The sequence below is a fragment of the Lysobacter sp. CA196 genome (genome assembly GCF_052078695.1).
GTDB lineage: Bacteria > Pseudomonadota > Gammaproteobacteria > Xanthomonadales > Xanthomonadaceae > Lysobacter.
In genome coordinates, this window is record NZ_JBQJIN010000012.1 from 25,726 (window position 1) to 49,389 (window position 23,664).

The 23,664-nt window shown below is 69.1% G+C and carries 21 protein-coding genes; 12 read left to right on the forward strand and 9 right to left on the reverse strand.

What is annotated here, in order from left to right:
- Positions 1–55: 55 nt before the first annotated feature.
- A complete protein-coding gene (locus ACTOWK_RS12550; protein ID WP_441330591.1) occupies positions 56–1,048 on the reverse strand; it encodes an aldo/keto reductase in 993 nt (330 codons plus the stop codon).
- 288 nt (positions 1,049–1,336) lie between these two features.
- Here ACTOWK_RS12550 and ACTOWK_RS12555 point away from each other — a divergent pair, with 288 nt between their 5' ends.
- Together ACTOWK_RS12555 and ACTOWK_RS12560 are read left to right on the forward strand one after the other, a co-directional pair.
- Complete coding sequence (locus ACTOWK_RS12555) at positions 1,337–2,230, forward strand: LysR family transcriptional regulator (protein WP_441330494.1); 894 nt, start codon at positions 1,337–1,339, stop codon at positions 2,228–2,230.
- A 112-nt stretch (positions 2,231–2,342) separates the two neighbouring features.
- Complete coding sequence (locus ACTOWK_RS12560) at positions 2,343–3,674, forward strand: APC family permease (protein ID WP_441330495.1); 1,332 nt, start codon at positions 2,343–2,345, stop codon at positions 3,672–3,674.
- Between the two features lie 9 nt (positions 3,675–3,683).
- Here the strand turns inward: ACTOWK_RS12560 and ACTOWK_RS12565 are convergent, their stop codons facing one another.
- Entirely contained in the window at positions 3,684–5,408 is a 1,725-nt protein-coding gene (locus ACTOWK_RS12565; RefSeq protein WP_441330496.1) for a serine hydrolase domain-containing protein, read from the reverse strand.
- A 252-nt stretch (positions 5,409–5,660) separates the two neighbouring features.
- Here ACTOWK_RS12565 and ACTOWK_RS12570 point away from each other — a divergent pair, with 252 nt between their 5' ends.
- From ACTOWK_RS12570 to ACTOWK_RS12580, 3 genes are read left to right on the forward strand one after another with little or no spacing between them, the layout of a single operon-like run.
- Positions 5,661–7,409, forward strand: a complete 1,749-nt coding sequence (locus tag ACTOWK_RS12570; RefSeq protein ID WP_441330497.1) for an MFS transporter — start codon at positions 5,661–5,663, stop codon at positions 7,407–7,409.
- Positions 7,410–7,424: 15 nt separating this feature from the next.
- Complete coding sequence (locus ACTOWK_RS12575) at positions 7,425–8,645, forward strand: HlyD family secretion protein (protein WP_441330498.1); 1,221 nt, start codon at positions 7,425–7,427, stop codon at positions 8,643–8,645.
- On the forward strand, positions 8,642–10,033 hold the full coding sequence (locus tag ACTOWK_RS12580; RefSeq protein ID WP_441330499.1) for an efflux transporter outer membrane subunit: 1,392 nt from the start codon (positions 8,642–8,644) through the stop codon (positions 10,031–10,033). Before ACTOWK_RS12575 ends, ACTOWK_RS12580 begins: the two co-directional genes overlap by 4 nt.
- Positions 10,034–10,297: 264 nt before the next feature.
- Here ACTOWK_RS12580 and ACTOWK_RS12585 read toward each other — a convergent pair whose 3' ends face one another.
- The 7 genes from ACTOWK_RS12585 to ACTOWK_RS12615 form a co-directional block, all read right to left on the reverse strand.
- On the reverse strand, positions 10,298–11,104 hold the full coding sequence (locus ACTOWK_RS12585) for an aminoglycoside phosphotransferase family protein (RefSeq protein ID WP_441330500.1): 807 nt from the start codon (positions 11,102–11,104) through the stop codon (positions 10,298–10,300).
- A gap of 145 nt (positions 11,105–11,249) precedes the next feature.
- Entirely contained in the window at positions 11,250–11,534 is a 285-nt protein-coding gene (locus ACTOWK_RS12590; RefSeq protein ID WP_441330501.1) for a hypothetical protein, read from the reverse strand.
- Between the two features lie 241 nt (positions 11,535–11,775).
- The gene (locus ACTOWK_RS12595; protein WP_057919768.1) at positions 11,776–12,171 is read right to left on the reverse strand and encodes an HU family DNA-binding protein; all 396 of its coding nucleotides are present in this window, start codon (positions 12,169–12,171) and stop codon (positions 11,776–11,778) included.
- A 450-nt stretch (positions 12,172–12,621) separates the two neighbouring features.
- Positions 12,622–13,710 (reverse strand): cell division protein ZapE, encoded by a 1,089-nt coding sequence (gene zapE, locus ACTOWK_RS12600; protein WP_057970548.1) that lies wholly within the window; start codon positions 13,708–13,710, stop codon positions 12,622–12,624.
- Positions 13,711–13,816: 106 nt separating this feature from the next.
- A complete protein-coding gene (locus ACTOWK_RS12605; protein ID WP_441330502.1) occupies positions 13,817–14,497 on the reverse strand; it encodes an alpha/beta hydrolase in 681 nt (226 codons plus the stop codon).
- An 80-nt stretch (positions 14,498–14,577) separates the two neighbouring features.
- Positions 14,578–16,350 (reverse strand): ExeM/NucH family extracellular endonuclease, encoded by a 1,773-nt coding sequence (locus ACTOWK_RS12610; RefSeq protein ID WP_441330503.1) that lies wholly within the window; start codon positions 16,348–16,350, stop codon positions 14,578–14,580.
- A gap of 245 nt (positions 16,351–16,595) precedes the next feature.
- Positions 16,596–17,111, reverse strand: coding sequence for a c-type cytochrome (locus tag ACTOWK_RS12615; RefSeq protein WP_441330504.1), 516 nt, complete (start codon positions 17,109–17,111; stop codon positions 16,596–16,598).
- A 421-nt stretch (positions 17,112–17,532) separates the two neighbouring features.
- On the opposite strand from ACTOWK_RS12615, the gene ACTOWK_RS12620 reads away from it, so the two are divergent.
- From ACTOWK_RS12620 to ACTOWK_RS12650, 7 genes are all read left to right on the forward strand, one after another.
- Positions 17,533–17,949: a YjfI family protein gene (locus ACTOWK_RS12620; RefSeq protein ID WP_031372568.1), complete on the forward strand. Its 417-nt coding sequence runs from the start codon at positions 17,533–17,535 to the stop codon at positions 17,947–17,949.
- Positions 17,946–18,710: a PspA/IM30 family protein gene (locus tag ACTOWK_RS12625; protein WP_441330505.1), complete on the forward strand. Its 765-nt coding sequence runs from the start codon at positions 17,946–17,948 to the stop codon at positions 18,708–18,710. Before ACTOWK_RS12620 ends, ACTOWK_RS12625 begins: the two co-directional genes overlap by 4 nt.
- 390 nt (positions 18,711–19,100) lie before the next feature.
- A complete protein-coding gene (locus ACTOWK_RS12630; RefSeq protein WP_441330506.1) occupies positions 19,101–20,150 on the forward strand; it encodes a potassium channel family protein in 1,050 nt (349 codons plus the stop codon).
- A gap of 10 nt (positions 20,151–20,160) precedes the next feature.
- Complete coding sequence (locus ACTOWK_RS12635) at positions 20,161–20,823, forward strand: DUF2491 family protein (protein WP_441330507.1); 663 nt, start codon at positions 20,161–20,163, stop codon at positions 20,821–20,823.
- Between the two features lie 32 nt (positions 20,824–20,855).
- On the forward strand, positions 20,856–21,263 hold the full coding sequence (locus ACTOWK_RS12640) for a DUF350 domain-containing protein (RefSeq protein ID WP_031372564.1): 408 nt from the start codon (positions 20,856–20,858) through the stop codon (positions 21,261–21,263).
- Between the two features lie 8 nt (positions 21,264–21,271).
- On the forward strand, positions 21,272–21,868 hold the full coding sequence (locus ACTOWK_RS12645) for a DUF1190 domain-containing protein (RefSeq protein WP_441330508.1): 597 nt from the start codon (positions 21,272–21,274) through the stop codon (positions 21,866–21,868).
- A 64-nt stretch (positions 21,869–21,932) separates the two neighbouring features.
- Entirely contained in the window at positions 21,933–23,117 is a 1,185-nt protein-coding gene (locus tag ACTOWK_RS12650; RefSeq protein ID WP_441330509.1) for a glutathionylspermidine synthase family protein, read from the forward strand.
- Positions 23,118–23,664: the final 547 nt, after the last annotated feature.

Here is a 23,664-nt window from a genome sequence, read left to right on the forward strand (position 1 = left end):
GGGGCAATGGATTGCGCGCTCGCCTTCGAACAAGGCCGCAGACCCGTCGCGAACCTCAGCGCCCGATCAAGGCCATGCCGACCGCGGTGTAGCGGTCGCCGGCGATCGCCTCCGGCTGGAACACGGTGTCGAGCGCGGCGAGTTCGTCGGGCGACAACGTGACCTGCAAGGCGCCGAGGTTGTCTTCCAGGTACTTACGGCGCTTGGTGCCGGGGATTGGCACGATGTGTTCGCCCTGCGCCAGCACCCAGGCCAGGGCCAGTTGCGCCGGTGTGCAGCCCATGCTCGCGGCCAGCCGCTTCACCTGTTCGGCGAGTTCCAGGTTGCGGACGAAGTTGTCGCCCTGAAAGCGCGGAGTCGACAAGCGGAAATCGTCGCTCTGCAGTTCGCTCGGGCTGGTGATGCTGCCGGTCAGGAAACCGCGGCCGAGCGGACTGTACGGGACGAAGCCGATGCCGAGGCGTTCGCAGGTCGCGAGCACGTCGTTGTGTTCGGGATCGCGCGTCCACAGCGAGTATTCGCTCTGCACCGCGGTGATCGGGTGCACCGCATGCGCGCGCTGCAAGGTCTGCGCCGAAGGTTCCGACAGGCCGAGGTAGCGCACCTTGCCCTGCTGGACCAATTCGGCCATTGCACCGACGGTGTCCTCGATCGGCACCTCGGCGTCGATGCGGTGCAGGTAGTACAGATCGACGTGATCGGTGCCGAGGCGCTGCAGACTGCCTTCGATCGAGCTGCGCACGTAGTCGGGGCGGCCGTTGATGCCGCGCAACTCGGGGCGGTCGGGGTCGAACACGATGCCGAACTTGGTCGCCAGGACCACTTGCTCGCGGCGGCCCTGCAGCGCTTTACCGAGCAGACGCTCGTTGCTGTACGGGCCGTACATGTCGGCGGTGTCGAGCAAGCTCACGCCGCGTTCGAGGGCGCGGTCGAGGGTGGCGAGCGATTCGCTTTCGTCGGCATCGCCATAGGCGAAGCTCATGCCCATGCAGCCCAGGCCGAGTGCGGACACGGTGGGGCCGTTGCGGCCGAGGCGGCGGGTCGGGATGGCGTTGGCGTTCATGCGGAGTCCTCTGCGAACGGGGGGAGGGGAAGTCGGAAGCGAACTGGCTGGCGGGGCCAGGCCTTGCAGCACGGCGCCGCGGGTCGCGGCGGACAGGCCGAGCCCAATCAGACCCGTCCGATTGGCCCGACCCGTGTAGGCGATACGGCATCGTCGTCCCTGGCCGGGTCGGTGGGGGCCAGGAGACAGACGATAGGCCTGGCGGATTGCTGAAAAAACAGGAATTATCCGAATGACTCTTGAAGCGTTGCTTCATAATCAACGGAGCCCCGCATGGCCTCGCATCCGCTCCCCGCCGTCATCGCCTTCGCCCGCGTGGCCCACCACGAAAGCTTCACCCGCGCCGCGGCCGAGCTGGAGCTGTCGCCGTCGGCGCTGTCGCAGACCGTGCGCACCCTGGAGGCCAAGCTCGGCGTGCGCCTGCTCAACCGCACCACCCGCCGGGTCGGCCTGACCGAACATGGCGCGCGGTTCCTCGAACAGATCGGACCGGGGCTGGCCCAGATCGAGGCTGCCTTCGACGACCTCAATGCGGTCCGCGACCGCCCGACCGGCCGCCTGCGCATCAATACCGGCCGGGTCGCCGCGCGCCTGCTGGTCGAACCGAACCTGCCGGCGTTCCTCGCCCGTTACCCGGAAATGCAGGTCGAGGTGTTCGCCGACGACACCCTCGCCGACCTGGTCGCGGGCGGTTTCGACGCCGGCATCCGCCTCGGCGAATGCCTGGCCAAGGACATGATCGCGCTGCCGCTCGGAGGCCCGCAGCGGCAGATCGTGGTCGGGTCGCCGGCCTATTTCGAGCAGCGGCCGTGCCCGCGCACGCCGGAGGAATTGGTCGACCACGAATGCCTGCGTCATCGCCTGCCCGGCAGCGGCCGGCTGATGGCCTGGGAGTTCACCCGCGACGGCCGCGACTACGAGGTCGACGTCGCCGGGCGGCTGATCTTCAACGACCGCAGCCTGGCCTTGAACATGGTCCGCGCCGGTTGCGGCCTGATGCAGTCCTTCGAGCCGATGGTGGCCGAAGACCTGCGCAGCGGCGGCCTGGTGCAGGTGCTCGACGCCTACACGCCGGCCTTCCCGGGGTTCCATATCTATTATCCGGCGCGCAAGCAGTTGCCGACCAAGCTGCGCGTGTTCGTGGATTTCATGCGCGAGCACTGCTGAGCGGCGATTCGTTCGCGCTTGCAGATGAGGGCAGGGGGCGCGTTCCGGGCGCATCGCGCTCGCCTTTCGCCGCGGCCCGTGCGAGGCTGCGGCGACTCGCCCGGGACCCGCCATGACCGCTGCCGTCGCGCCCGCCGCCCCATCGAAAGCCCTGCAGGGCGATGCCGCGCTGGTGCGCGCGCTGGGCCCGTTCCAGCTCGGCGCGTCGATCATCAACATCATCGTCGGCGCCGGCATCTTCATGCTGCCGGCGCTGCTGTCCGGGCGCATGGGCGTCAGCGCGCCGCTGGCGTTCGTCGCCGGCGCCATCGCGATCGTGCCGATCGCGCTGTGCTTCTCGGCCATCGGCAGCCGCGCCGCCGCGACCGGTGGGCCCTACACCTATGTCGGCGCCGCATTCGGGCCGTTCGCGGGTTTTCTTGCCGGCGCCTTGATGTGGATCTGCAATACCGCCTCCAGCGCCGGTGTCGCCGCAGCGTTGGCCGAACAGGCCGGTAATGCCTGGGCGGTGCTGCGCGAGCCGCTGCCGCGCGGTGTATTCATCGCCGCGGTCTATACGATCCTGTTCGCGCTCAATGCCTTCGGCGTGCGCCTGGGGGCGCGCATGATCGTGCTGCTGGCGACCTTGAAACTCACGCCGCTGTTCCTGTTGGCGACGCTCGGCCTGTACTTCGTCGACTGGCAGCAGATCGGCTGGAGCGAGGTGCCGTCGTGGAGCGCGCTCGGTTCGTCGATGGTGCTGGTGGTGTTCGCCTACTCCGGCATGGAGACCGCCCTGGTGCCGACCGGCGAGGTGCGCGATCCGTCGCGGCACGTGCCGCGTGCGACCTTGTCGGCGATCGTGGTGGTGGTGCTGCTCTACGTCGGCATCCAGGTGGTCTGCCAGGGCGTGCTCGGTGCCCGGCTCGCCGCGAGCACCGCGCCGATCGCCGATGCCGCCGGCGCGATCTGGTCGCCGGGCCACGGCTTGTTGCTGCTCACCGCCGGGATATCGATGACCGGCTTTCTGATGGGCAATCTGTTCGCGTCATCGCGTTTGTTGTTCGCGTTGGGCCGCGACGGTTACCTGCCGCAGGCCTTCGGCCGCGTCGACGCGAAGCATCACGTGCCGCGCGTGGCCCTCGCCGCGCATGCCGGCATCGCCCTGGCGCTGGCGTGGATCGGCAATTTCGAAACCCTGGCGTTGATCTCCGGCGGCGCCATCTGCCTGTTGTTCGCGGCGGTGTCGATCGCCGCCTGGCGCGCGCAGGCGCTCGACCTGCGCGGCCCCGGCGAACCTTTCGTGATGCCCGGCGGCGCCTGGACCATGCCGGCGCTCGCGGTGCTGACGATGGCGGCGATCCTGGCGACGATGACGCGCGCGCAGTGGACCGCGATCGCCGCCTCGCTGGTGCTGCTGGTCGCGCTGTACGGCCTGCTGCGAGTGCTGCGTCGGCGCGGCTGAGCGCCGCGTCTACAAGCGCGCACAGGCGAGATCGCGTACACGGCCGGCATCGAGCGACACGCCGTCGACGCCGCCGTCGTCACCGCGGCGGAAGCGGTAGCTCAGCAGACCTTGGGCGAAGCGGTCGCGCTCCAGCGGCTCCAGGGCCACGGGCGGGAAGCGCGGGTCGAGTTGTTGCAGGGTGCCGCCGGCGAGCTTGAATTCGTAGTCGCGACCGAGCTCGCCGCAGCGGTAGCGGCCGGCATAGGCCTGCAGTTCGGTGGGCGTGGGCGCGGCGACATCGATGGCGAGGTAGTCGCTGCGGCGGCCGTTGGCGGTTACGGTCATTCGGCGTGGCCGCTCGCGGGTGCGCGGGTGGAAGCGGACCGTGGCGATCGCGGCCGCGCTCAGCTCGAACTCGGTACTGCCCAGAGGCCGCAGGACGAATTCGTCGTCGAAGTGCTGCAGCGAAAGTCGACCGTCGGCGTGGACGATCTTGCGCAGTTCGCCGTTGTCGGCCTGGCGATAGATTCCGGTCCACTGTTGCAGTTGCGTGGGGCTCAGGCTTACCGGCTTGCGCCGCGCCGCAACGCGGTCCTGTGCGGGCGCAGGCGGCAGGCCCAACCACAGTTCGGCGACGCGTTCGGCCCAGCGCTGCGGTTGCGCTTCGGCGAAATTGCACAAGGTGGCGACGCTCAGATGGCGTTGCGGGAAGCGCAGCAGCTCGGCGCGATAGCCGCCCCAGGCGCCGCCATGCCGCACCGTGGCCAGGCCGCGGTATTCGCCCATCTTGAGGCCCAGGCCGTAGTCGATGCGCTTGCCGTCGTCGAGCACGCCGGGTTGCTGCATCTGCGCGAGCATCGCCGCGGTGCCGACCTTGGGGTGGTAGAAGTTGCGGTCCCAGCGCAGCAGGTCGCCGGTGGTGGTGTGCACCGAACCGTCGCCGACCTGGTCCCAGTGCGGCTGATCGAGCCGATAAGCCGTTGCGCCGTCGCGCGGCGGCGCGTCCACGGAAGCTTCGGCGCGCGCATAGGCCATCGCGCGACCGGGCACGAGCTCGGCGTGGTCGCGGCGGAAGCGGGTGTCGTGCATGCCGAGCGGGGCGAAGATCCGCTCCTGCGCGAACGCGGGCAGGGACTGCCCGGACACGCGCTCGACGATCTGGCCGGCAAGGAAATAGCCGGAGTTGCTGTACAGGTGTTCGCTGCCGGGCGGGAAGTTGAGGGCGCGCTGGCGCGCCAACACGTCCAAGGTCTGCGCGTCGGTGGCCTGGTCGTCGAAGGCCGCGCCGCCGAGGACCAGCAGGGCGATGTAGTCGCGCAGGCCGCTGCTGTGCTGCAACAGCTGACGGATCGTGATCCTGCGGCCGTAGTCGGGCATCTCCGGCAGGTGCGTGCGGATGTCGTCGTCGAGCGAGAGTTTGCCGTCCTGGGCGAGCAACAACACGCTGGCAGCGGTGAATTGCTTGGAGGTCGAGCCGATGTCGAACACGCTGTCCGGGCCGATCGGCACCCCGAGCTCGAGGCTGGCCATGCCGTAGCCGCGCTGGAACACGAGCGCGTCGTCGCGATACACCGCCACCCCGCAGCCCGGTGTATCGCCGCGATTCCATTGCGCGAAGATCGCGTCGGTACCGGTTTCCAGCGCGGCGCGGTCGGCCGCGCCAGGCGGCGCGGCATGCGCGGTCGTTAGCGCCATCGCGAGAGTAAGCAGGGGGATCGAGAAGCTCGGGGCCGGGGTTGCGGCGACGGTCATGCGGCGGGTTCCTGGTCGTGTCCGCGAGGCGGCGAGTGTTGTTCTGCGTTGCACTGCGCCGGACGCATCGCCCCGGCTCGCCGGCATGGTCCTCGCGTTGGCGTGCGCAGGCTTAGACGCGACGCACACAACGCACCGGCCACCATGGCGCCATTCGCAGGCCATGCGCTTGATCCTTGACCGCCGGCTGTTGCCTACTGACGCCTGCATCGTCTTCGTCCGGAACACAGCGGGAGCCGCGCGCCTCGATCCATGGCCAGCACCGCCGCCACCGCCGCGACCCCTTCCGTCTCCGCACCGCCGGCCGGGCCGCCTGCCGCGCCGACGCCGATGTCGCGCTGGCGCATCGCCGGCTTCGTTTCGATCTCGCTGCTGCTCGGCCTGACCCAGAGCCTGGGCATGAACCTGGTGGCCTCGAACCTGCAGCAGGTGCAGGGCGCGCTCGGCGCGACCAGCGCCGAAGCGACCTGGTTGATCACCGCTTACTTCGCGACCAACATTCCCGCCAGCCTGTTGCTGACCAAGTTCCGTCTGCATTACGGCTTGCGCCTGTTCGCCGACCTGGGCATCGGCCTGTTCGTGGTCGCGGCGGTCGTGCATCTGCTCGCCAACGATCTCGACTCGGCGATCGCCGCGCGTGCGGCGCTCGGCATCGCCGCGGCGCCCTTGAGTTCGCTGACCGTGCTTTACATGGCCGAGGTTTTCAATGGGCCGAAGAAGGTGCTGGGGCTGATGTTCGGTTTCGCCGCGTTGCAGACCGGCGCGCCGATCTCGCGGATCGTCGCCGAGCGCCTGCTGCTCAACGCGCAATGGCACGGCATCGTGATCTTCGAACTCGGCCTGGCCCTGGCCTGTCTGGCCGCGATCAACCTGCTGCGGGTCACGCCGGTGCCGCGCCAGCCGATGTTCGACCGCCTCGACATCGCCAGCTTCCCGCTCTACGCCTCGGCCATCGCCCTGCTGTGCGTGGTGCTGACCCAGGGCCGGCTGCGCTGGTGGCTCGACACGCCCTGGCTCGGCGAATGCCTGGTCGCGGCGGTGGTGTGCGGCGCCTTGTTCGTGGCGATCGAGATGAACCGCGCCAAGCCCATGGTCAACATCCGCTGGCTGTTGCACGGCGGCTACATGGTCAGGCTGGGCCTGGCGATCGTGCTCTCGCGCATGGTGCTGTCGGAGCAATCGGTCGGCGCGGTCGGCCTGCTCAACGTGCTCGGCTTGAGCAACGATCAGATGCACACCTTATTCTGGCTGGTGCTGGCCGGCACTGTCGGCGGCTTCGTCATCACCCTGCCGTTCCTGCCGAGCCAGCGCTTCGACATGCTGGGACTGATCGCGGTCGGTCTGGTCGGCATCTGCGCCTGGTTCGATTCGCAGGCGACCAACCTCACCCGGCCGGTGAATTTCTACCTCACCCAGACCCTCATCGCGATGGCCGCCTCGATGTTCCTGGCCAGCTCGATCCTGCTCGCCCTGGTGCGGGTGGTCGCCGACGGCGTGCGCAACCTGGTCACCTTCATCGTCTTGTTCAGCACCACCAACGCGCTCGGCGGCCTGCTCGGTTCGGCGGTGTTGGGTACCTATCTGAGCCAACGCCAGACCGCGCATTACCAACATCTGACCCAGTCGCTGACCCTCGGCGACCCGCAGGTGGTGCTGCGTACGCAACAACTCGGCGGCGCGGTCGCGCGGGTGGTCGGCGACAACGCCGCGCGCAGCAACCAGGCACTGAACTCGTTGAGCCAGCAGGTCGCGCGCGAATCCTGGGTGCTGGCCTATAACGACGTGTTCCTGGCCGTGGCCTGGCTCGCGTTCGCCGTGTTGGTCTGGGTACTGCTGTTGAAGTGGCATCTGTGGCGGCGCGGCCACACCGTGGTCAGTTTCGCTTCGCAGGTGCCGGGGCCGTTCGGACCGCCGGCCGCAGCGCCGCCCGCGCAGAACGGCGAGCGCGCGGCATCGGCCGATGCCGCGCTGCCGTCCCCCTCCACCGCTCCCGCTTCCTGAGCCGAAGGACGCCCCATGCCGCTGAAGACGCCCTTCAAATCCAAGGCCACCGTGCCGGTGATCGCGATCGCCATCGTCGGCGTGCTGTTGATCCTCTACGCCTGGCGGCTGTGGCCGTTCTCTAGCGCGCGCCAGACCACCGAGAACGCCTACGTGCGCGGCAGCGTCACCGTGATCGCACCGAAGGTGGACGGCTACGTCGCCCAGGTGCGGGTGCAGGACTACATGCAAGTGCGCGCCGGACAGGTGCTGGTCGAACTCGACGACCGCAACTACCGCCAGCGCCTCGATCAGGCGCGCGCCAATCTCGCCGCGCAGCAGGCCAACCTGTCCAACTCGACCCAGGCCCGGCGCGTGCGCGAGGCCGCGATCGCCAACGTCGAGGCCCAGCTCAAGGCCGCGCAGGCGAATCTCGCCCGCGCCCAGGCCGATATGCGTCGCGCCAGCGCCCTGGTCGGCGACGGCTCGTTGTCGCTGCGCGAACGCGACCAGACCCTGGCCGCGCTGCGCCAGGCCGAGGCCGCACTCGGCCAGGCCCAGGCGGGGCGCCGATCGGCCGACGAGGACGTGCGCTCGGTGATCGTCAACCGCGACGCGCTCACTGCCGCGGTCGCCAACGCCCAGGCCGCGGTGCGACTGGCCGAGATCGACCTGGCCAATACCCGCATCCACGCGCCGCAGGCCGGCCAGCTCGGCGAAATCGGCGTGCGCCTGGGCCAGTACGTCACCCCCGGCACGCAGCTGATGCAACTGGTGCCGCAGCGGGTCTGGGTGGTCGCCAACTTCAAGGAATCGCAGACCGCGCGCATCCGCGCCGGGCAGGTCGCGAGCTTCCGCGTCGACGCGCTCGACGGCGCGGTGCTGCATGGCCGGGTCGAGCGCCTGTCGCCGGCGACCGGTTCGGAGTTCAGCGTGCTCAAGACCGACAACGCCACCGGCAACTTCACCAAGGTCGCACAGCGGTTGCCGGTGCGCATTGCGATCGATCCGGAGCAGCCGATGGCGGTGCGCCTGCGCCCGGGCATGTCGGTCGAAGCGACCGTGGATACCGCCAGCGCGGTCGATGAGGAGGCCGTGCGCCGCGCCGAACAGGCCGCGGCCGCGAGCGCGGCGCGCGACGCCGCGGTGCCGGTGGTCGCGAGTCCGGCGCCCGGCGCAAACGATCGAGCGCAGGCCCGGCCCGCCGCGCCCGCGCGGCAGGGCGAGGGCGAGGGCGATTTGGACGCGTCACGATGAAAGCAGCCTCGACCGTCTGGCGTATCGGCGCGATCGCCTTGGCGACGTGGGCGCTCGCCGCCTGCGTGAGCGTTGCGCCGCCGCCGAGCTTCGCCGAGCCGCCGCCGGCCTGGCGCGATGCGCCCGGTGCCGGCCTCGCAGTGCAGCGCGACTGGTGGCGCAGCTACAACGACCCGGTGCTCAGTGCCTTGGTCGAACGTGCGCTCGCCGACAACACCGATCTGCGTCTGGCTGCGGCCCGCGTCGCCGAAGCGCGCGCCCTGCTCGATGCACAAGGCGCGGTACGCTGGCCGACTCTCGATGTCTCGGTGAGCGCGCAACGCGCGCGCAGCGTCGGCGCCGCGACCGGTCGCGCGAACCTCTCGAGCGTGACCCAGCCGCAGTTCCAGGCCGCCTACGAGGTCGATCTGTGGGGTCGGCTGGAGGCGTTGACCGACGCCGCCCGCGCCAATTTGCTCGCCAGCGAAACCGCTGCCGACAGCGTGCGGCTCAGCGTCGCCGCCGCGGTGGCCTCGGCTTATCTGGGACTGCGCGTGAGCGATGCGCGGCTCGAGATCGCGCAACGCACGCTGGCCTCGCGCGAGGGCGCGCGCAAGGTCGCCCAGCGCCGTTTCGACACCGGCTACAGCTCGCGCCTGGAGCTGAGCCAGGCCGAGGCCGAATACCGCGCCACCGCCCAGGTCGTGCCGCAGTTGCAGCTTGCGATCCGGCGCCAGGAAGACGCGTTGTCGGTATTGCTTGGCCGCGTGCCCGATGCGGTGCCGCGCGGCCGCGCGTTGAGCGAGATCGCCGCGCCGGCGCTGCCGTCGGCCGGCCTGCCCTCGCAGTTGCTGCGGCGCCGTCCCGACATCGCCCAGGGCGAAGCGCAGATCGCCGCGGCCGACGCCAACCTGGCGGCCGCGCGTGCGCAGTTGCTGCCGTCCCTGCGCCTGACCGGTACGCTCGGCAGCCTCGAATCGAGCCTGCTGCATGGCGACCCGATCCGGCTGTGGAGCGTCGGCGGCAGTGTGCTGGCGCCGCTGTTCAACGGCGGCCGCCTGCGCGCGCAAGTGCAGGCCGGCGCCGCGCGTCGCGACCAGGCCGTGCTCGGCTACCGCAAGACCGTGCTCACCGCATTCGCCGAAGTCGAGGACGCCTTGGCGGCGATCCGTTATCTGCACGAACAGCGCGACCAGGCCGAGCGACAACGCATCGCCCTGAGCGAGGCGTTACGCATCGCCCATAACCGCTACAACGAAGGCTATGCCTCATACCTGGAAGAGCTCGATGCGCAACGCAACCTGTTCAACGCCGAACTGACGGTGGTGCAGCTGCAGGGCGACGCGCTGACCGCCGAGGTCAATCTGTACAAGGCGCTCGGTGGCGGTTGGGATGGGGTGGAGCGGTGAGGGACTACTGAAAAGCTGTGCTGGTCTCCCTCTCCCGCCTGCGGGAGAGGGCCGGGGTGAGGGCGACGAGTCCACGCAGTAGCGTTCCTCAGAGCGAATTTCAGTTGTGGAGCTTGTCCACGGCAGATACTCAGCGGCGTGTGTCCTCACGCGAACCCTTGCCCTCATCCAACCCTTGCCCTCACCCCAACCCTCTCCCGCAGGCGGGAGAGGGGCTGATCGCAGCGGTCTTCAATGACGCGGTCGTTGAATCACGCCGCCCGCTCAGCCCAGCGACAACTCCGCATTCGCCAGCTCGATCACCGCGAATTCCTTGTCCGGCGATTCCTCATCCATCAGATACCAGGCTGCGGACAGGCCGGTGAAGGCGACGATCCACTGCAGCAAACGGCGGCGTTCCAGGCCGGCGGTCTGCGCGACCAGGTCGGCGCGACGCGCGAGCCGTCCCGGCGCCAAGGCGGTTTCTGCGTCGGGGTCGGTGAACAGACAGGCGAAATCGAAGCCGCGTTCGCCGATCAGGCGCTTGGGGTCGATCGCGACCCAGCCGCCGGCACCGGCGTCGAGCACGTTCTCGTGATGCAGATCGCCGTGCAGCGGTACGACCTCGCACGGTTCGGCCAGCAGGGCGCAGGCGGTGTTCCAGGCCAGCGCGAGCGGCCCGCCGTGACTGTTCGCATACGGTTCCAGCTCGGCGAACCAGGGCTGCAAGCCGAGCAGCTGCGGCGGGGGCGCTGCCGCACGCGGGGCGTGCAGACGCGCCGCGGTCGTGCACAGGATGCCGGTGGCGTCGTCGTCGCGGCCATTGCGGGCCATGTGCTTGAGCGAGCGCGGGCCGCAGGCGCGTTCGATCAGCAGGGCATCGTCGTCCCAGGCGAGCACGCGGGCGGCGCCGTCGCCGTCCCACCAGCGCATCATCGCCGCGCCGTAGCGCTCTTCGGGTTCGCGCGGAATCTTCAGCATTGCCGGCGTGTCGCGATAGCGCACCGGCAACAGGTCGCTGCTGTGGGTGTGGATCGGGGCGCCGTCGGGGACCAGGGCCCACTGGGCGAGATGCGGATCGAAGGGTGTCATGCGGCACAAAGGCGTCGTAGACGTTCGTGCCGATATCGGGACCGGCGCGGTCGATGCAAGCGCCGGTACTGCAGCGGGCGACCGGCGGTTGCGAAACAGCAGGAAAGGTAAAGTCGCCGTACTCGGCGACGGCGAGCGCCCGGGCCTACTTCGCCTCGTCGGCGGTCTCGACGTCCTGGGCCGCGGCCTCTTCGCGTTCCTTCAGCACCAACGCCGCTTCGGCGTCGGCGGCGACGCGGTGACGCAGCGATTTGCAGCGTTCGATGCCGGCATCGGTAAGGTGTATGGCCTCGCCTTCGCCGGCTTCGGCCAGGGCCGCTTCGATCAGCCGTTCGCGCAAGGCGAGCGAATGATTTTCCGGCGCATGCCCTTGGTCGATGCGCTGAAGCACATTAAGCAAAGCCAGCTCTTCCAGGCTGATCGGGTCCACGACGAGGCTCCATTACGATTGCGCGCACTATGCCACGGGGCACCGTATCCGACACTGTGCGACGCGGTGTTGCGCGCGCTGCCAGCGGTCGCATTCAGCCTGCCGACGCCGCCATTCGAGGGCGCGGCGTGCACTGGAACCCAGCTCGGCCGGCGTCGCCGCGGCCCATAAAAAACGCCGCCCGGAGGCGGCGTTGGCAGTACGCGATGCGGCGGCCCAGGGCGCGCCGCATCCCGCGGCATCAGGCCGCAGCGTCCTTCAGCTTCTTCAGCGGACGGACCTTGACCTTCACCGTGGCCGGCTTGGCGGCGAACCACTGCTCTTCCTTGGTGAACGGGTTGATGCCCTTGCGCTTCGGCTTGGCCGGCACGCTGACGGCGGTGATCTTCAGCAGGCCCGGCAGGGTGAAAGCGCCCGCGCCCTTCTTGTTGACCGACGCGTGGACCGCGCCTTCGAGCGCGCCGAGCACGGCGCGGATGTCCTTGGCGACGACACCGGTGACTTCAGCCAGGTGTGCGACCAGGCCCGACTTGCTCAGCACTTCCTTGATCGGCTTCGGAGCAGCCGTCTTGGCGGCGGACTTCGCAGCGGCCTTCGGAGCGGCCTTCTTCTTTGCAGCGGTTTTTTTCGTAGCCATAGTTTTTTCCGGTAGCACTCGTTGAATGGATGGGTTGCCTGGATAACCCCTCGGCATGGCGGAATGTAGGGCAAGCCCGACGCGCCGCCAAGAGTTTTCGACGCAAATAGTGGCTGTTTTTCAGACGCGCGCCCCGGATGGCCCGTGCCGAAGCGATAAAATCCCTTGCGAATGAGGGGTTTTGCGCGTCCTTCGATGTTTCGCGCCGCTCGTCGCTTCTAGCGAAAAGCCCTGTAAAACACGGCTCGAACGGGTTCCTGCGGCATCGCAGCGACGGTTTGCGCGAGGCGCGGCGCGAATCTGTGACGCAATCCGGCGCGGTCGTCGCGATGTCGCAATGCGGTTCAGTCGCCGTGCGGTTGCCGACGCTCCGCGCGCGCGACTTGCGCGGCCGCTGCGACGCCGGCAATGTGCCAGTACCGGCGCCGCGTTGTGGATAACACCGGCGGCTCAGCCCCGGTGTTCGAGCGCCAGGTATTCGGCCGACTGCATCTCGATCAGGCGCGAGGCGGTGCGCTCGAACGCGCCGCCGAGGCGGTGGCCGCGATACAGCCCGGTCGGCGCGTCGGCCGCGGTGCAGACCAGGTTGACGTGGCGGTCGTAGAACTCGTCGATCAGGTTGATGAAACGCCGGGCCGGGTCGTCGTTGCGGCCGTCGAACAGCGGGATGCCGCCGACCAGCACGGTGTGGCACTCGGTCGCGATCTCGATGTAGTCGCCGGCCGCGCGCGGGCCTTCGCACAGGGCGGCGAAGTCGAACCAGGCGTGGCCGTCGGCTAACGCGCGCACCGGGATGTCGCGGCCGTCGATGCGCAGTGGGCCGGCCTCGGCGATGCAGGCCGCGGTCAGTTCCTTCCAGCGTCCGCCCAGCCAGGCGTCGGATTCGGCGTCGAGCGGGGCGCGGTACACCGGCGAGCGGGTCAGTGCGCGCAGGCGGTAGTCCTGCTGGCTGTCGAGCAGCAGCACCTCGCAGTGGCGCTGGATCAGCTCGATCGCGGGTTTGAAGCGCTCGCGCTGCAGGCCATCGGCGTACAGGTTCGGCGGCGCGGTGTTGGAGGTCGTCACCAGGGTGACGCCCTCGGCGAACAGGCGATCGAGCAGGCGTCCGAGCAGCATCGCATCGCCGATGTCGATGACGAAGAACTCGTCCAGCACCAGCACCCGCAGCTCCGCACGCCATTGCCGGGCGATCTTGGCCAGCGGGTCGCTCTCGCCGGCGTGGGCGCGCAGCTGGGCGTGGACCTCGCGCATGAAGCGGTGGAAGTGGGTGCGCCGCTTCTCGCGGATCGGCAGCTGCTCGTAGAACAGGTCGATCAGGAAGGTCTTGCCGCGGCCGACGCCGCCCCACAGGTACAGCCCGCGCACGCCGTCGCGCGGCTTGCCGCGCAGGCGATCGAACAGGCCCTGCGACGGCGGGTCGAGCACGCCGGCATGGATGCGGTCGAGTTCGCGCAGGGCCGGGCGCTGCGCCGGGTCCTCGCTCCAGTCGCCGCGCGCGACGCCTTCGGCATAGGCCTGGGAAGGGGTCTTGCCGGTCATCGCGAACGCCGCGTCCGGTGGTCGCGACGTGTCGCCGCGCGCAACCGCGACGCGCAGCCGGGCCGCCGCCCGAGGTTCAGGGCCAGTGGCAGCATAGACATGGTTCTCAAGACAGGTCCGGGGCGATTTCCGGCGGCAGGTGGGCGCGCACGCCATGCTTGATCGCACCGCGCAGGTCGATCAGGCGGCGGTGGAAGAAGTGACCGGTGTCGGGCATGCGCACCAGTTCGGGCGGCTGGTGCAGGCTTTCGATCCAGGCGTAGACCGCGTTCGGATCGACGATCTCGTCGGCCTCGCCCTGGATCACCAGCCAGGGGTAACCGCTCGGCGGTGCGATGCGGTCGAAGTCCCAGCGGCCGGCCGGCGGCGCGATCGAGATCAACAGCTTGGGCTGCAATTCGTCGGCCATGCGCAGCGAGACATAGGCGCCGAAGCTGAAACCGGCCAGCCACAGCTGCGCGTCCGGACGTGTCGCACGCACCCACGCGGCGACCGCGCGCAGGTCCTCGCATTCGCCTTCGCCTTCGTCGAACTCGCCTTCGGAACCGCCGACGCCGCGGAAATTGAAACGCACCGTGGCCGCGCCGGATTCGCGCAGGGCGCGCGCGGCCATGGTCACGACCTTGTTGTGCATGGTGCCGCCTTCGGTCGGCAGCGGATGGCAGACGATCGCCACGACCGGCCGCGGCGCGGTCTCGGCGGCCTCGACGATCATCTCGATCGCCCCGGCCGGACCCGGCAGGGTCAGCGTCGTGGAGGCGTCGCTGGGAAAGGCGGGAATGCTCATGCGCTCATGATACGGGGCGCTGTGAGCGGGGTGTTACGCCTGTGTGTGTGTGACAGCGTGTGGCGGTGTCGGCGCCGAAGTCAGCGCGGCGCCAGCTCGAAACCGAGCAGCACCGGGTCGTGATCGGAGCTGCGCCATGGACCCGTGCCGCCGGCGCGATAACCCGCGCTCTCGGGTTCGTCGGCGTTGCTGTGCCACTCGGCTGCGCCGCGCAAGCGTGCGGCCAGCGCCGGCGATAGCAGGGCATGGTCGAGACGGCCCAGCTCGCCCTGGTAGACATAGCTATACGGTGCGTCGATCTTGGCCACCGCGAACGCGTCCTGCCAGCCGGCCGCGTACAGCTCGCGCAGCGGTTGTTCCTGCGCATGCGCATTGAGGTCGCCGACGATCATGGTCAGTGCGCTGCCGCCCGCGGTCGGGTCGGTCTTGAGCCAGGCGTCCAGGCGTCGCGCCGATTCGCTGCGCGAAGCGTTCCAGCACGAGGCGCTGTCGCCCTGGTCGCGGTCGGCGCCGGAGGCGTTCTTGCCGCAGCCTTTGGATTTGAAATGGTTGGCGACCACCACGAACACCGGCCCCGGCGCGCGGTCGCGGCCGATCGCGGCGAAGGCCTGGGCCATCGGCACGCGTGCGAGCGGGCCGAACGGCCCCTGTTCCAGGGTTGCGGCGAGGCCGCGCGCGGCCACCCGCGAGCCGCGATAGATCAGGCCGACCCGGATCGCATCGCTGCCCGGCCCGCGTTGCTGCGCGGCGCAGGGTTGCTTGCACGGCGCGGCATAGCGCCAGTCCTGGGCGCCGCCATCGGCGGCGTCGGCGCGGTCGAGCGCGCCGACGAGTTCGGCCAGGGTCGATTCGGGGCCGTAGCCGTCGTTCTCGAGTTCCATCAAGGCGGCGACGTCGGGGTTGAGGGCGTGGATGGTGGCGACGAGCTTGGCCAGCTGCGCCTGGTATTCGGCCGCAGTGCGTGCGCCGCGCGGGGTCGGAAAGCCTTCGCCGCGGCCGTCGCCGTTGAACAGGTTTTCCAGGTTGAAGGCCGAGATGCGCAGGTCGCCGGCGACCTGCGGTGGCTGCGGACGCGGCGCGGCCTGCACGGCCGGCGGCGCGCTCAGGCGCAGACCATGGCTGCCGTCGATCGGCACCGCCACGCCTTCGACCGCATCGAGGCGGCTGCCGCTGCGCGCGGCGAACATAGCCGCGGTCAGAGTGGCCGCGTCGCCGCTGAGCGTCAGGCGGCGGCGTTGGTTGTCGGCGGCGATGGCGCGGGCGGCGTCGCTGCCGGGCGCGGCGCGCTCGCCGGGTTGCCACATCGGGCCATCGAAGGACGCGGTGACGGTGCCGCGTTCGGCGTCGCGTTCGGCCAGGGTCAGCGGTGCGGCGATGCGCACGCGCATGCCTTCGAAACGGCGCCAGTCGGGGGCCTCGGCGATCGTCACCGCGGCCGGCATGCGCATGACCTTGCGGCGCCCAAGCGGTTCGATACGTTCGGCCTCGATCGCCGTCAGCCGGCCCTGTTTGGCGAGCGCGCCCTCGTAGACGCGTCCACTGACCCGCAGCGCTTGCCCGGGCGTCAGCGCGGCGGCCTGGGCGCCGGTGATCCAGATCGCGTCCGGGGTGGCGGCATCGCCGTCGCCGCCGTCCTGCAGCAACCAGCCCGGGGCGCCGTCGGCAGCGGGCAGGGCCGCGGTGACGATGCCTTCGACGGTCGCCTCGCGATCGAGCCAGGGGCTGGTCGCGGCCGAGCCCTGGACCGCGCCGATCGCGAGCGCGCCGGCGCCGCGTTGCGCATACGGCACGCTCGCGCAGGCCGCCAGCAGCAGACAGGGCGCGAAGGCGAGGGCGGGGCGGAATCGCGTCATGGCGGGCTCGGCGGCGGTGGGAGCGGCCATTATCGGCAGCGCGCCGGCGCGGCGTCGTGTGCCCTCGGGCGGCAGCCTTTGCCGAAACCTTGGCCAAGGCCGACGCGCCGGGCCCGCACACGAAAACGCCGCCCGGAGGCGGCGGTCCGGCCCTCAAACGCAAACGCCGCCCGGAGGCGGCGGTTCGACCCTCAAATGCAAACGCCGCCCGGAGGCGGCGTCTGGCAAACCTGCGCGAGCGCGGTTTACTTGACGTTCTCGAGCATCCAGTCGACGGTCGAGGCGACCTGTTCGTTGGTCAGGGCCGGATTGCCGCCCTTGGGCGGCATGATCCCGGCGCTGCCGGTGAAGCCTTCGATCGCGTGCTTGTGCAAGGTGTCCTTGCCCTGGGCGATGCGCGCCGACCAATGCGCCGCGTCCATCGTCGGGGCGCCGCCGGCGCCGGACTTGTGGCAGCCCGCGCACAGGCTGTCGAAGATGACCTTGCCGTCCAGGGTGCCGCCGTAGGCGACCTGCGAAGCGGCCTTGGCCGCCGCTGCGGCGACCGCGGCCTGCTGCGAGGCGGCGCCGGTCGCGCCGGCGTAGACCGCGCCGACCGGACCGATGCGGTGCTCGGTGCGCTTGGCCGCCGAGGGGTCGACTTCCTGCGGCAACTGGTGGTGGACGAAGTAGGCCGCGATCATCAGGCCGAGGGTCACCAGCATCAGAAAGCCGATCACCATCGAGAATTTCTTCAGGAATTCGAGGTCGTAATTGCGCACGATCCACCTATTGCGTGCCCCCGTTCGGGTGCACTAAAGCCATCGACGTGGCCGCACCGGGGATCGGCGCGGCCGCTGCACGGACCCGCCGAGACGACCCCGCCGGCCTTCTGCTTGACGATGCAGGGCCGCGGGCCGGGAATGCCGGTCGGGTAGTTCCGCCGGACAGTTTATCTCACTCCGGGCCGCGCGGGCTTGCCCTGCGCCCCAGTAACGCTCGTCGGAGCGCCGGCCGGGACCTGTGCGCCTTGCGCCGGTCACCGCCCGCCCCTATAACCTGCACGATCCACGAGCACGGTCACGGACGATGATCGCAGGGCCAGGGACGGGCAGCCGACCGCCTCCTTCGTCGCCCGCGACCCGGACGCTCCCCGCGCAAGTCTTACCTTCCGCGCCGCCTTTACCTTCAAGGACCGCCCTAATGTCCCGCTGGACCACGCAAGAACTGTTGACCCGACTGGCCGCCTCGTTCGGCGGCGAAAACGTCGAAGAAGTGCCGACCGCCGATGGCGCGATCCAGGTGACCCTGCCGGAAAGCGGCGACCTGGGCGTCACCATCGCCCTGACCGACCGCGAGATCTTCGTCTCCACGCCGCTGGTCGAAGCCGCCCAGGTCGCCGACGCGGCCGGCTTCAACGAAGCCTGCCTGCGCCTGAACCCGGTCAACCCGCTGTCCAACCTCGGTCTGACCACGATCAACGAGCGCGACGTCTACATCGTCTTCGGCGAGATGGCGCCCGATTCCACCGCCGAGCAGATCGAACTCGAAATCCGCACCCTGGCCGACAACGCGATCGACGCGGTGGAAGCCCTCAAGTCCTTTCTGGTGACCGCATGAGCCTGCTGCAGAAAATCCTGACCCTGTTCCGCGGCACCGCCCAGGAGGCCGGTCAGGCCGTGGTCGACGCCAACGCGCTCAAGATCCTCGACCAGGAAATCCGCGACGCCGGTAACGAGCTGATCCGCTCGAAGGAAGAGTTGACCAAGGTCATGGCCCAGCGCCAGCTGCAGGCCAACCGCAGCAAGGACCGCTTCGCCAAGAAGGCCGAGTACGAGACCTACATCGCCGGCGCCCTGCGCAAGGGCGACGAAGCGCTGGCGCGCGAAGTCGCCGAGCGCCTGGCCACGGTCGAGACCGACCTGCGGAACGACGAGCAGGCCATCGCCAGCTACGACGCCAGCATCACCCAGCTCAAGACCGCGATCACCGCGACCGAGCGCAAGCTGGCCCGGGTCAAGCAGCAGGTCGACACGGTCAAGGCCACCGAGGCCGTGCAGCGCGCCCAGACCGCGGTCGCCGCGCGCCACTCCGGCGCCACCGGCAAGGTCACCACCGCGCTGGACTCGCTGGAACGCATCCAGACCCGCCAGGCCGAACGCGGCGCGCGCCTGCAGGCGGCGGCGCAGCTCGAATCCGAAAGCGGCGACGGCGACCTCAACGCTCGCCTGGCCAGCGCCGGCCTGCTGCCGGAATCGACCAGCGTCGACAACATCCTCGAGCGTTTCCGCGAGAAGCCGGTGCAGCAGCTCAGCCACGAGCCGCTGTCGCTGCCGGCGGTGGAAATCAAGGACGCCGAGCACGTCGAGCGCAAGAACTGAGCCGCTTGCGCGGCGGTCGGCGGCATTCGCTCGCCGTCGGCGGTCGTCCGGTCCACTGAATTCGTTCGGCGGTTCGGTCGCGACAGGTCGATTTGTCGGCTGCCCTGCGTTTGCCCGTCATCCCCGCGCAGGAGGGGGTGAATGGATGCGGCTTGCGAGCCAGTGGCTCGCGCATCCATGAGCGCCAGGGCGCTGTGCGCCCTGGCCGGGCCGCACAGACCTCGGGCGTTCTCGCACGAAAATCCGATGGCTCTCGGCTCCGGGTTGCGTTCCCGTTTACGCGGGGATGACGACTTGAAGGCAGTCGGCTTCGAATCGTCATCCGTGCCAGGGTGGGATGACGGCCTTAATGACACCACCTGCACCCGCACACGGACGTAACCCGCTGACATGATCGTAATCGGCAAATTCTATCGCCTCATGCGCGGCCATCTGCGCCGGATCAGCTGGGGCGTGGTCGCGGCCGCGCTGGTGCTGCACATGAGCGGCACCTGGCTGCTGTTGTCCTGGGCCGGCGAAGACAAGCTGCTGGGCTGGGACGCGTTCGTCTACTACTACATGACCACGGCCAGCACGATCGGCTACGGCGATCTGTCGCCGGGCAGCGCGGCCGGACGCTACGTCGTCGCCCTGTTCGTGATGCCGGGCGCGGTCGCCCTGTTCGCCTCGGTGCTGGCCAAGACCAGCGCGAGCCTGTTGCACTTCTGGAAGCGCCATCAGGTGGGCAAGATGAGTTACGAAGACATGCAAGGCCACACCGTGCTGGTCGGCTGGCACGGACGCGAGTCGGTGCGGCTGGTGCAGCTGTTGTTGGCCGACACCCACACCGACGACGAAGGCATCGTCCTGGTCGCCGAAGGCCTGGCCGAGAATCCGCTGCCGGACCAGATACGCTTCGTCGCGGCCGCGTCCTATGCCGATTGTGGCGAATACGCCCGCGCCGGCATCGCCGGCGCCGCACGCGTGATCGTCCATGCCGACAACGACGACCGCTCGCTGGCGGCGGTGTTCGCGGTGATGGCGCATCGCCCGGCCGCGCACCTGGTCGCGCATTTCGAGTCGGCCGCGGTCGCCGGGCTGGTGCGCAGTCATTACCCGCACGTCGAATGCACGCGGCCCTTGCACGTCGACGTGATCGCGCGCGCGGTGCAGGACGCCGGCAGCTCGCTGGTCGCCGGCGAATGGCTGTCGACCGGCGGCCCGACCCAATTCAGTTTGCAGGTGCCGGCCGATGCGGTGCCGGTGATCGCCAGCAAGCTGGCCGGGGCGTTCCGCAGCCAATCGGCGCTGTGGATCGGCTTCCGCGACGGCCGCAGCGCAGCGCCGATACTGAATCCGGCCGATCATGTCGAGATCGCGCCGGGCAGCGTGTTGTATTACCTTGCCGACGCACGCATCGACAGCCGCCGCGTGCCGTGGGCATCGCTGGCGGCCACCTGAGAGAACGCAGATGGGTTGGTTGGACGGATTATTCGGCGGCAAGAAAGCGCCCGCCTCGGCGCCGGCGCCGTTCGCGCACGAGTTGCCGCTGGGCCTGCGCATCAACGGCCGGGTCAGTTTCGACACGATGATGTTCCGCGCTCATCCGCAGGCGTGGAGCGTGCAACTGCCCGAAGGCCATCAGGGCATTCCCTGCTACGGCCATATCGACCTGGGCGGCGGCCACGACCTGCATCGCTTCTATCTCGACGAAGACGGCTACTTGCAGATCAGCACCGCGAGCGGCCAGATCGAGGGCATCAAGGCCTTCGTGTTCCTGGAGACGGTGAACCCGGCCAGCCAGGCCGAGTTCAAGCGCTTCATCGGCGAGCATCGCCACCTCGGCGCGGCGCAGATCGACTACGCCGGCCGCACCTGGTACCGCGAGTTCGGCAACGAAGGCGCGGCCGATAAAGTGCCGCCGGTGGTCTACGACGAGGTCCTGTACCGCCACGACCCGCCGCGCAAGGACGACGACCTCACCCATTACGCCATGCTGTATCGGCGCGACGTGGTCGAGCTGGACCGCGAGGAATTCCTCCTGGTCACCGCCGAAGACTACGGCCCCAACGAGTTCTGCGTGACCTATGCGATCGGCCTGGACCTGACCACCGCCGATCTCGACATCACCTGAGCCGCCACCTCACCGCCGCCGCAAGGATTCCCATGGACGCCCCGATCACCGCTCACAGTTTCCTCAACTTCCTCGCCTACGCCGGCATCGGCATCGGCGTGTTGATCGCCGCGGCCGTGGCCGTGCTGCTGATCACCCCGCACCGCGAACTGAGCCTGATCCGCGAGGGCAACACCGCCGCCGCGACCGCGTTCTCCGGCACCCTGATCGGCCTGGCCCTGCCGCTGCATTCGGCGATCTCCAACTCGGTCAGCCTGATCGACGCGGCGATCTGGGGCGCGGTATCGGTGATCGTGCAACTGTTCGCGTTCCTGCTCGCGCGCCTGGTCGCGCCCAAGCTGTCGCAGCAGATCACCCTCAACCAGACCGCCGCCGGCATTTTCTCGGCCGGCGTGTCGATCAGCGTCGGCCTGATCAACGCCGCCGCCATGACCCCGTGAGCGCCGCCATGACCTCTGCCCTCACGAGCAAGCGATCGCGCAACCTCAAGCTGGTGCTGATGGCCGTCGCGGCGCCGGCGCTGCTGACCGGCTGCGAGGACGAACCCAGCGGCAAGGTCCTGACCTCGCTGGAAGAGTGCAAAGTGCAGACCGAGATCGCGCCGGCGGAATGCGAAGCGGCCTATTACAAGGCCCTGGTCGAGCACGAAAAGCTGGCGCCGCGCTTCGAGAGCGAGCGCGAGTGCAACGAACAATTCGGCGCCTGCCAGTCCGGACCGCAGAACCCGACCGGCGGCAGCCACAGCTACATGCCGTCGATGTCGGGCTTTCTGATCGGCTACGCCCTGTCGCAGGCGATGCAGCCGCGCGGTTACTACGGCATCGGCGGCGTCTCGCCGCTGTACCGCGATTACCGCAGCGGCGGCTATCTGCGCCCGGGCGGCGAACGCGTCAGCAGCAACAGCGGCACCGTCTACGGCAAGTACGGCAACACCGCCCTGCCGGCGCGCGCGGTCACCGTCTCGCGTTCGGGCTTCGGCTCCAGCGCCGCGGCACGCGGCGGTTTCGGCGGCAGCAGCAGTCGCGGCGGCGGTCGCGGCGGTTGAAGCCGGTCTCCAACGCCCCCATCGGCACCCCCATCGATACGCAACCCGGCGGACTGCAGTCAGCATGAAACGCATCGCGGTAACGCCGCGCCCCGACTGGCGCGATCAGGCCCAGTCGCTGGGCTTCCATTTCCACACCATCGACGGTGCGCCGTACTGGGACGAGTCGGCGTACTACGCCTTCAGCCTGAAGCAGATCGAGGACGATCTCGAACAGCCGACCCAGGAACTGCACGACATGGCGATGGACCTGGTCGACGAAGTCGCCGGGTCCGATGAACTGCTCACCCGGCTGGCGATCCCGCCGGCGTACTGGGACTGGATCAGCGACTCCTGGCGCCGTCGCGAGCCGCATCTGTACGGGCGCATGGACCTGGCCTACGACGGCACCGGCCCGGCCAAGCTCTATGAACTCAATTACGACACCCCGACCTCGTTGTACGAGGCCGCCTACTTCCAGTGGCTGTGGCTGGAGCAGAGCGTCGAACGCAAGGTGTTGGCGCAGAGTGCAGATCAGTACAACCGCATCCAGGAACTGTTGATCGAGACCTTCGCGACCCTTGCGCGCGACCAGCGCATCGCCACGCCGGTGCATTTCGCCGCGGTCGAAGGGTCGGCCGAGGACCAGGGCACGGTGCGTTACCTGCGCGACTGCGCCGAGCAAGCCGGCGTGGAAACGCTGGAACTCAGCATCGAAGGCATCGGCATCAGCGCCGAGGGTTGGTTCACCGATGGCGACGACCGGGTCATCCGCACCCTGTTCAAGCTGTACCCGCTGGAATGGATGTTCGTCGAGGAATACGGCTCCAAGCTCGCCGCCTCGCAGATGCAGCTGATCGAGCCGGCGTGGAAGGCGATCCTCAGCAACAAGGGCGTGCTGCCGTTGCTGTGGGAGCGTCATCGCGGCCATCCGAACCTGCTCGAAGCGCATTTCGACGAAACCCCGGCGATCGCCTTGCCGCCGGGCTGGGTACGCAAGCCGCTGTTCTCGCGCGAAGGCGCCAACATCGAGCTGGTCACCGCCAGCGGCGAACGCCTCAGCAGCGACGGCCCCTACCGCGATGCGCCGACGATCCGCCAGGCCCATCACGCACTGCCGCGGTTCGACGACGCGGCCGGCGCCGCCAACTACCCGTTGGTCGGCAGCTGGGTCGTCGCCGACCAGGCCGCCGGCATCGGCCTGCGCGAAGACGCCGGCCCGATCACCCAGGACAGTTCGCGCTTCGTGCCGCACGCGATCGTCGACTGAAGCGAGTCGCGACGAGCCTCGTTGCCTGTTGTCCGTTGCCGTTGCCGGAGTGATTTTGCTGTTGCTGTGCGTAGCTGAGCACTCGCGAAGGCCATCGAAGACCCGGAGGGCGGCCTGCATGGATGCAGGCCGTTTTTCATCGGGACAGGGATGTCCCGTATGAAAAAGCCCTGCGCATGCACCGCTCGTGCGGGCTGGTGATTCAAAACAAAGCATTTTTCTTTGGTTACCTTTCTTTTGTTGCTTTAGACAAAAGAAAGTAACCCGCCGCTTTAGTGGCGGAAGCTTTTGGCGTTTGATCTAGATCTTGCTTGAGAGATGCGCCGCAAGACCGTCGCAGCGTGGTCGCGGCTTGCGCCGCTCCTACCCTGGCTTCAGCCGGGAGCGGCACGAGATTGTGGCGTCGTGGTCGCCGCTTCTAGGGTAGGAGCGACGCAAGTCGCGACCGCGTGCCGTCGGCTTCCGGCGTTTCGATCGAGCAAGTGCAAAGCTTCCGTCCGCTGACGCGGCCGGGTTACTTTCTTTTGCTGGCCCAAAAGTCCCACAG

Excerpts from the sequence above, each read along its gene's own strand:
- ACTOWK_RS12555 (WP_441330494.1), top strand. The coding sequence starts at position 1,337 with ATGGCCTCGCATCCGCTCCCCGCCGTCATCGCCTTCGCCCGCGTGGCC.
- ACTOWK_RS12560 (WP_441330495.1), top strand. The coding sequence starts at position 2,343 with ATGACCGCTGCCGTCGCGCCCGCCGCCCCATCGAAAGCCCTGCAGGGC.
- ACTOWK_RS12565 (WP_441330496.1), bottom strand. The coding sequence starts at position 5,408 with ATGACCGTCGCCGCAACCCCGGCCCCGAGCTTCTCGATCCCCCTGCTT.
- ACTOWK_RS12570 (WP_441330497.1), top strand. The coding sequence starts at position 5,661 with ATGGCCAGCACCGCCGCCACCGCCGCGACCCCTTCCGTCTCCGCACCG.
- ACTOWK_RS12575 (WP_441330498.1), top strand. The coding sequence starts at position 7,425 with ATGCCGCTGAAGACGCCCTTCAAATCCAAGGCCACCGTGCCGGTGATC.
- ACTOWK_RS12580 (WP_441330499.1), top strand. The coding sequence starts at position 8,642 with ATGAAAGCAGCCTCGACCGTCTGGCGTATCGGCGCGATCGCCTTGGCG.
- ACTOWK_RS12585 (WP_441330500.1), bottom strand. The coding sequence starts at position 11,104 with ATGACACCCTTCGATCCGCATCTCGCCCAGTGGGCCCTGGTCCCCGAC.
- ACTOWK_RS12595 (WP_057919768.1), bottom strand. The coding sequence starts at position 12,171 with ATGGCTACGAAAAAAACCGCTGCAAAGAAGAAGGCCGCTCCGAAGGCC.
- zapE (WP_057970548.1), bottom strand. The coding sequence starts at position 13,710 with ATGACCGGCAAGACCCCTTCCCAGGCCTATGCCGAAGGCGTCGCGCGC.
- ACTOWK_RS12605 (WP_441330502.1), bottom strand. The coding sequence starts at position 14,497 with ATGAGCATTCCCGCCTTTCCCAGCGACGCCTCCACGACGCTGACCCTG.
- ACTOWK_RS12610 (WP_441330503.1), bottom strand. The coding sequence starts at position 16,350 with ATGACGCGATTCCGCCCCGCCCTCGCCTTCGCGCCCTGTCTGCTGCTG.
- ACTOWK_RS12620 (WP_031372568.1), top strand. The coding sequence starts at position 17,533 with ATGTCCCGCTGGACCACGCAAGAACTGTTGACCCGACTGGCCGCCTCG.
- ACTOWK_RS12625 (WP_441330505.1), top strand. The coding sequence starts at position 17,946 with ATGAGCCTGCTGCAGAAAATCCTGACCCTGTTCCGCGGCACCGCCCAG.
- ACTOWK_RS12630 (WP_441330506.1), top strand. The coding sequence starts at position 19,101 with ATGATCGTAATCGGCAAATTCTATCGCCTCATGCGCGGCCATCTGCGC.
- ACTOWK_RS12635 (WP_441330507.1), top strand. The coding sequence starts at position 20,161 with ATGGGTTGGTTGGACGGATTATTCGGCGGCAAGAAAGCGCCCGCCTCG.
- ACTOWK_RS12640 (WP_031372564.1), top strand. The coding sequence starts at position 20,856 with ATGGACGCCCCGATCACCGCTCACAGTTTCCTCAACTTCCTCGCCTAC.
- ACTOWK_RS12645 (WP_441330508.1), top strand. The coding sequence starts at position 21,272 with ATGACCTCTGCCCTCACGAGCAAGCGATCGCGCAACCTCAAGCTGGTG.
- ACTOWK_RS12650 (WP_441330509.1), top strand. The coding sequence starts at position 21,933 with ATGAAACGCATCGCGGTAACGCCGCGCCCCGACTGGCGCGATCAGGCC.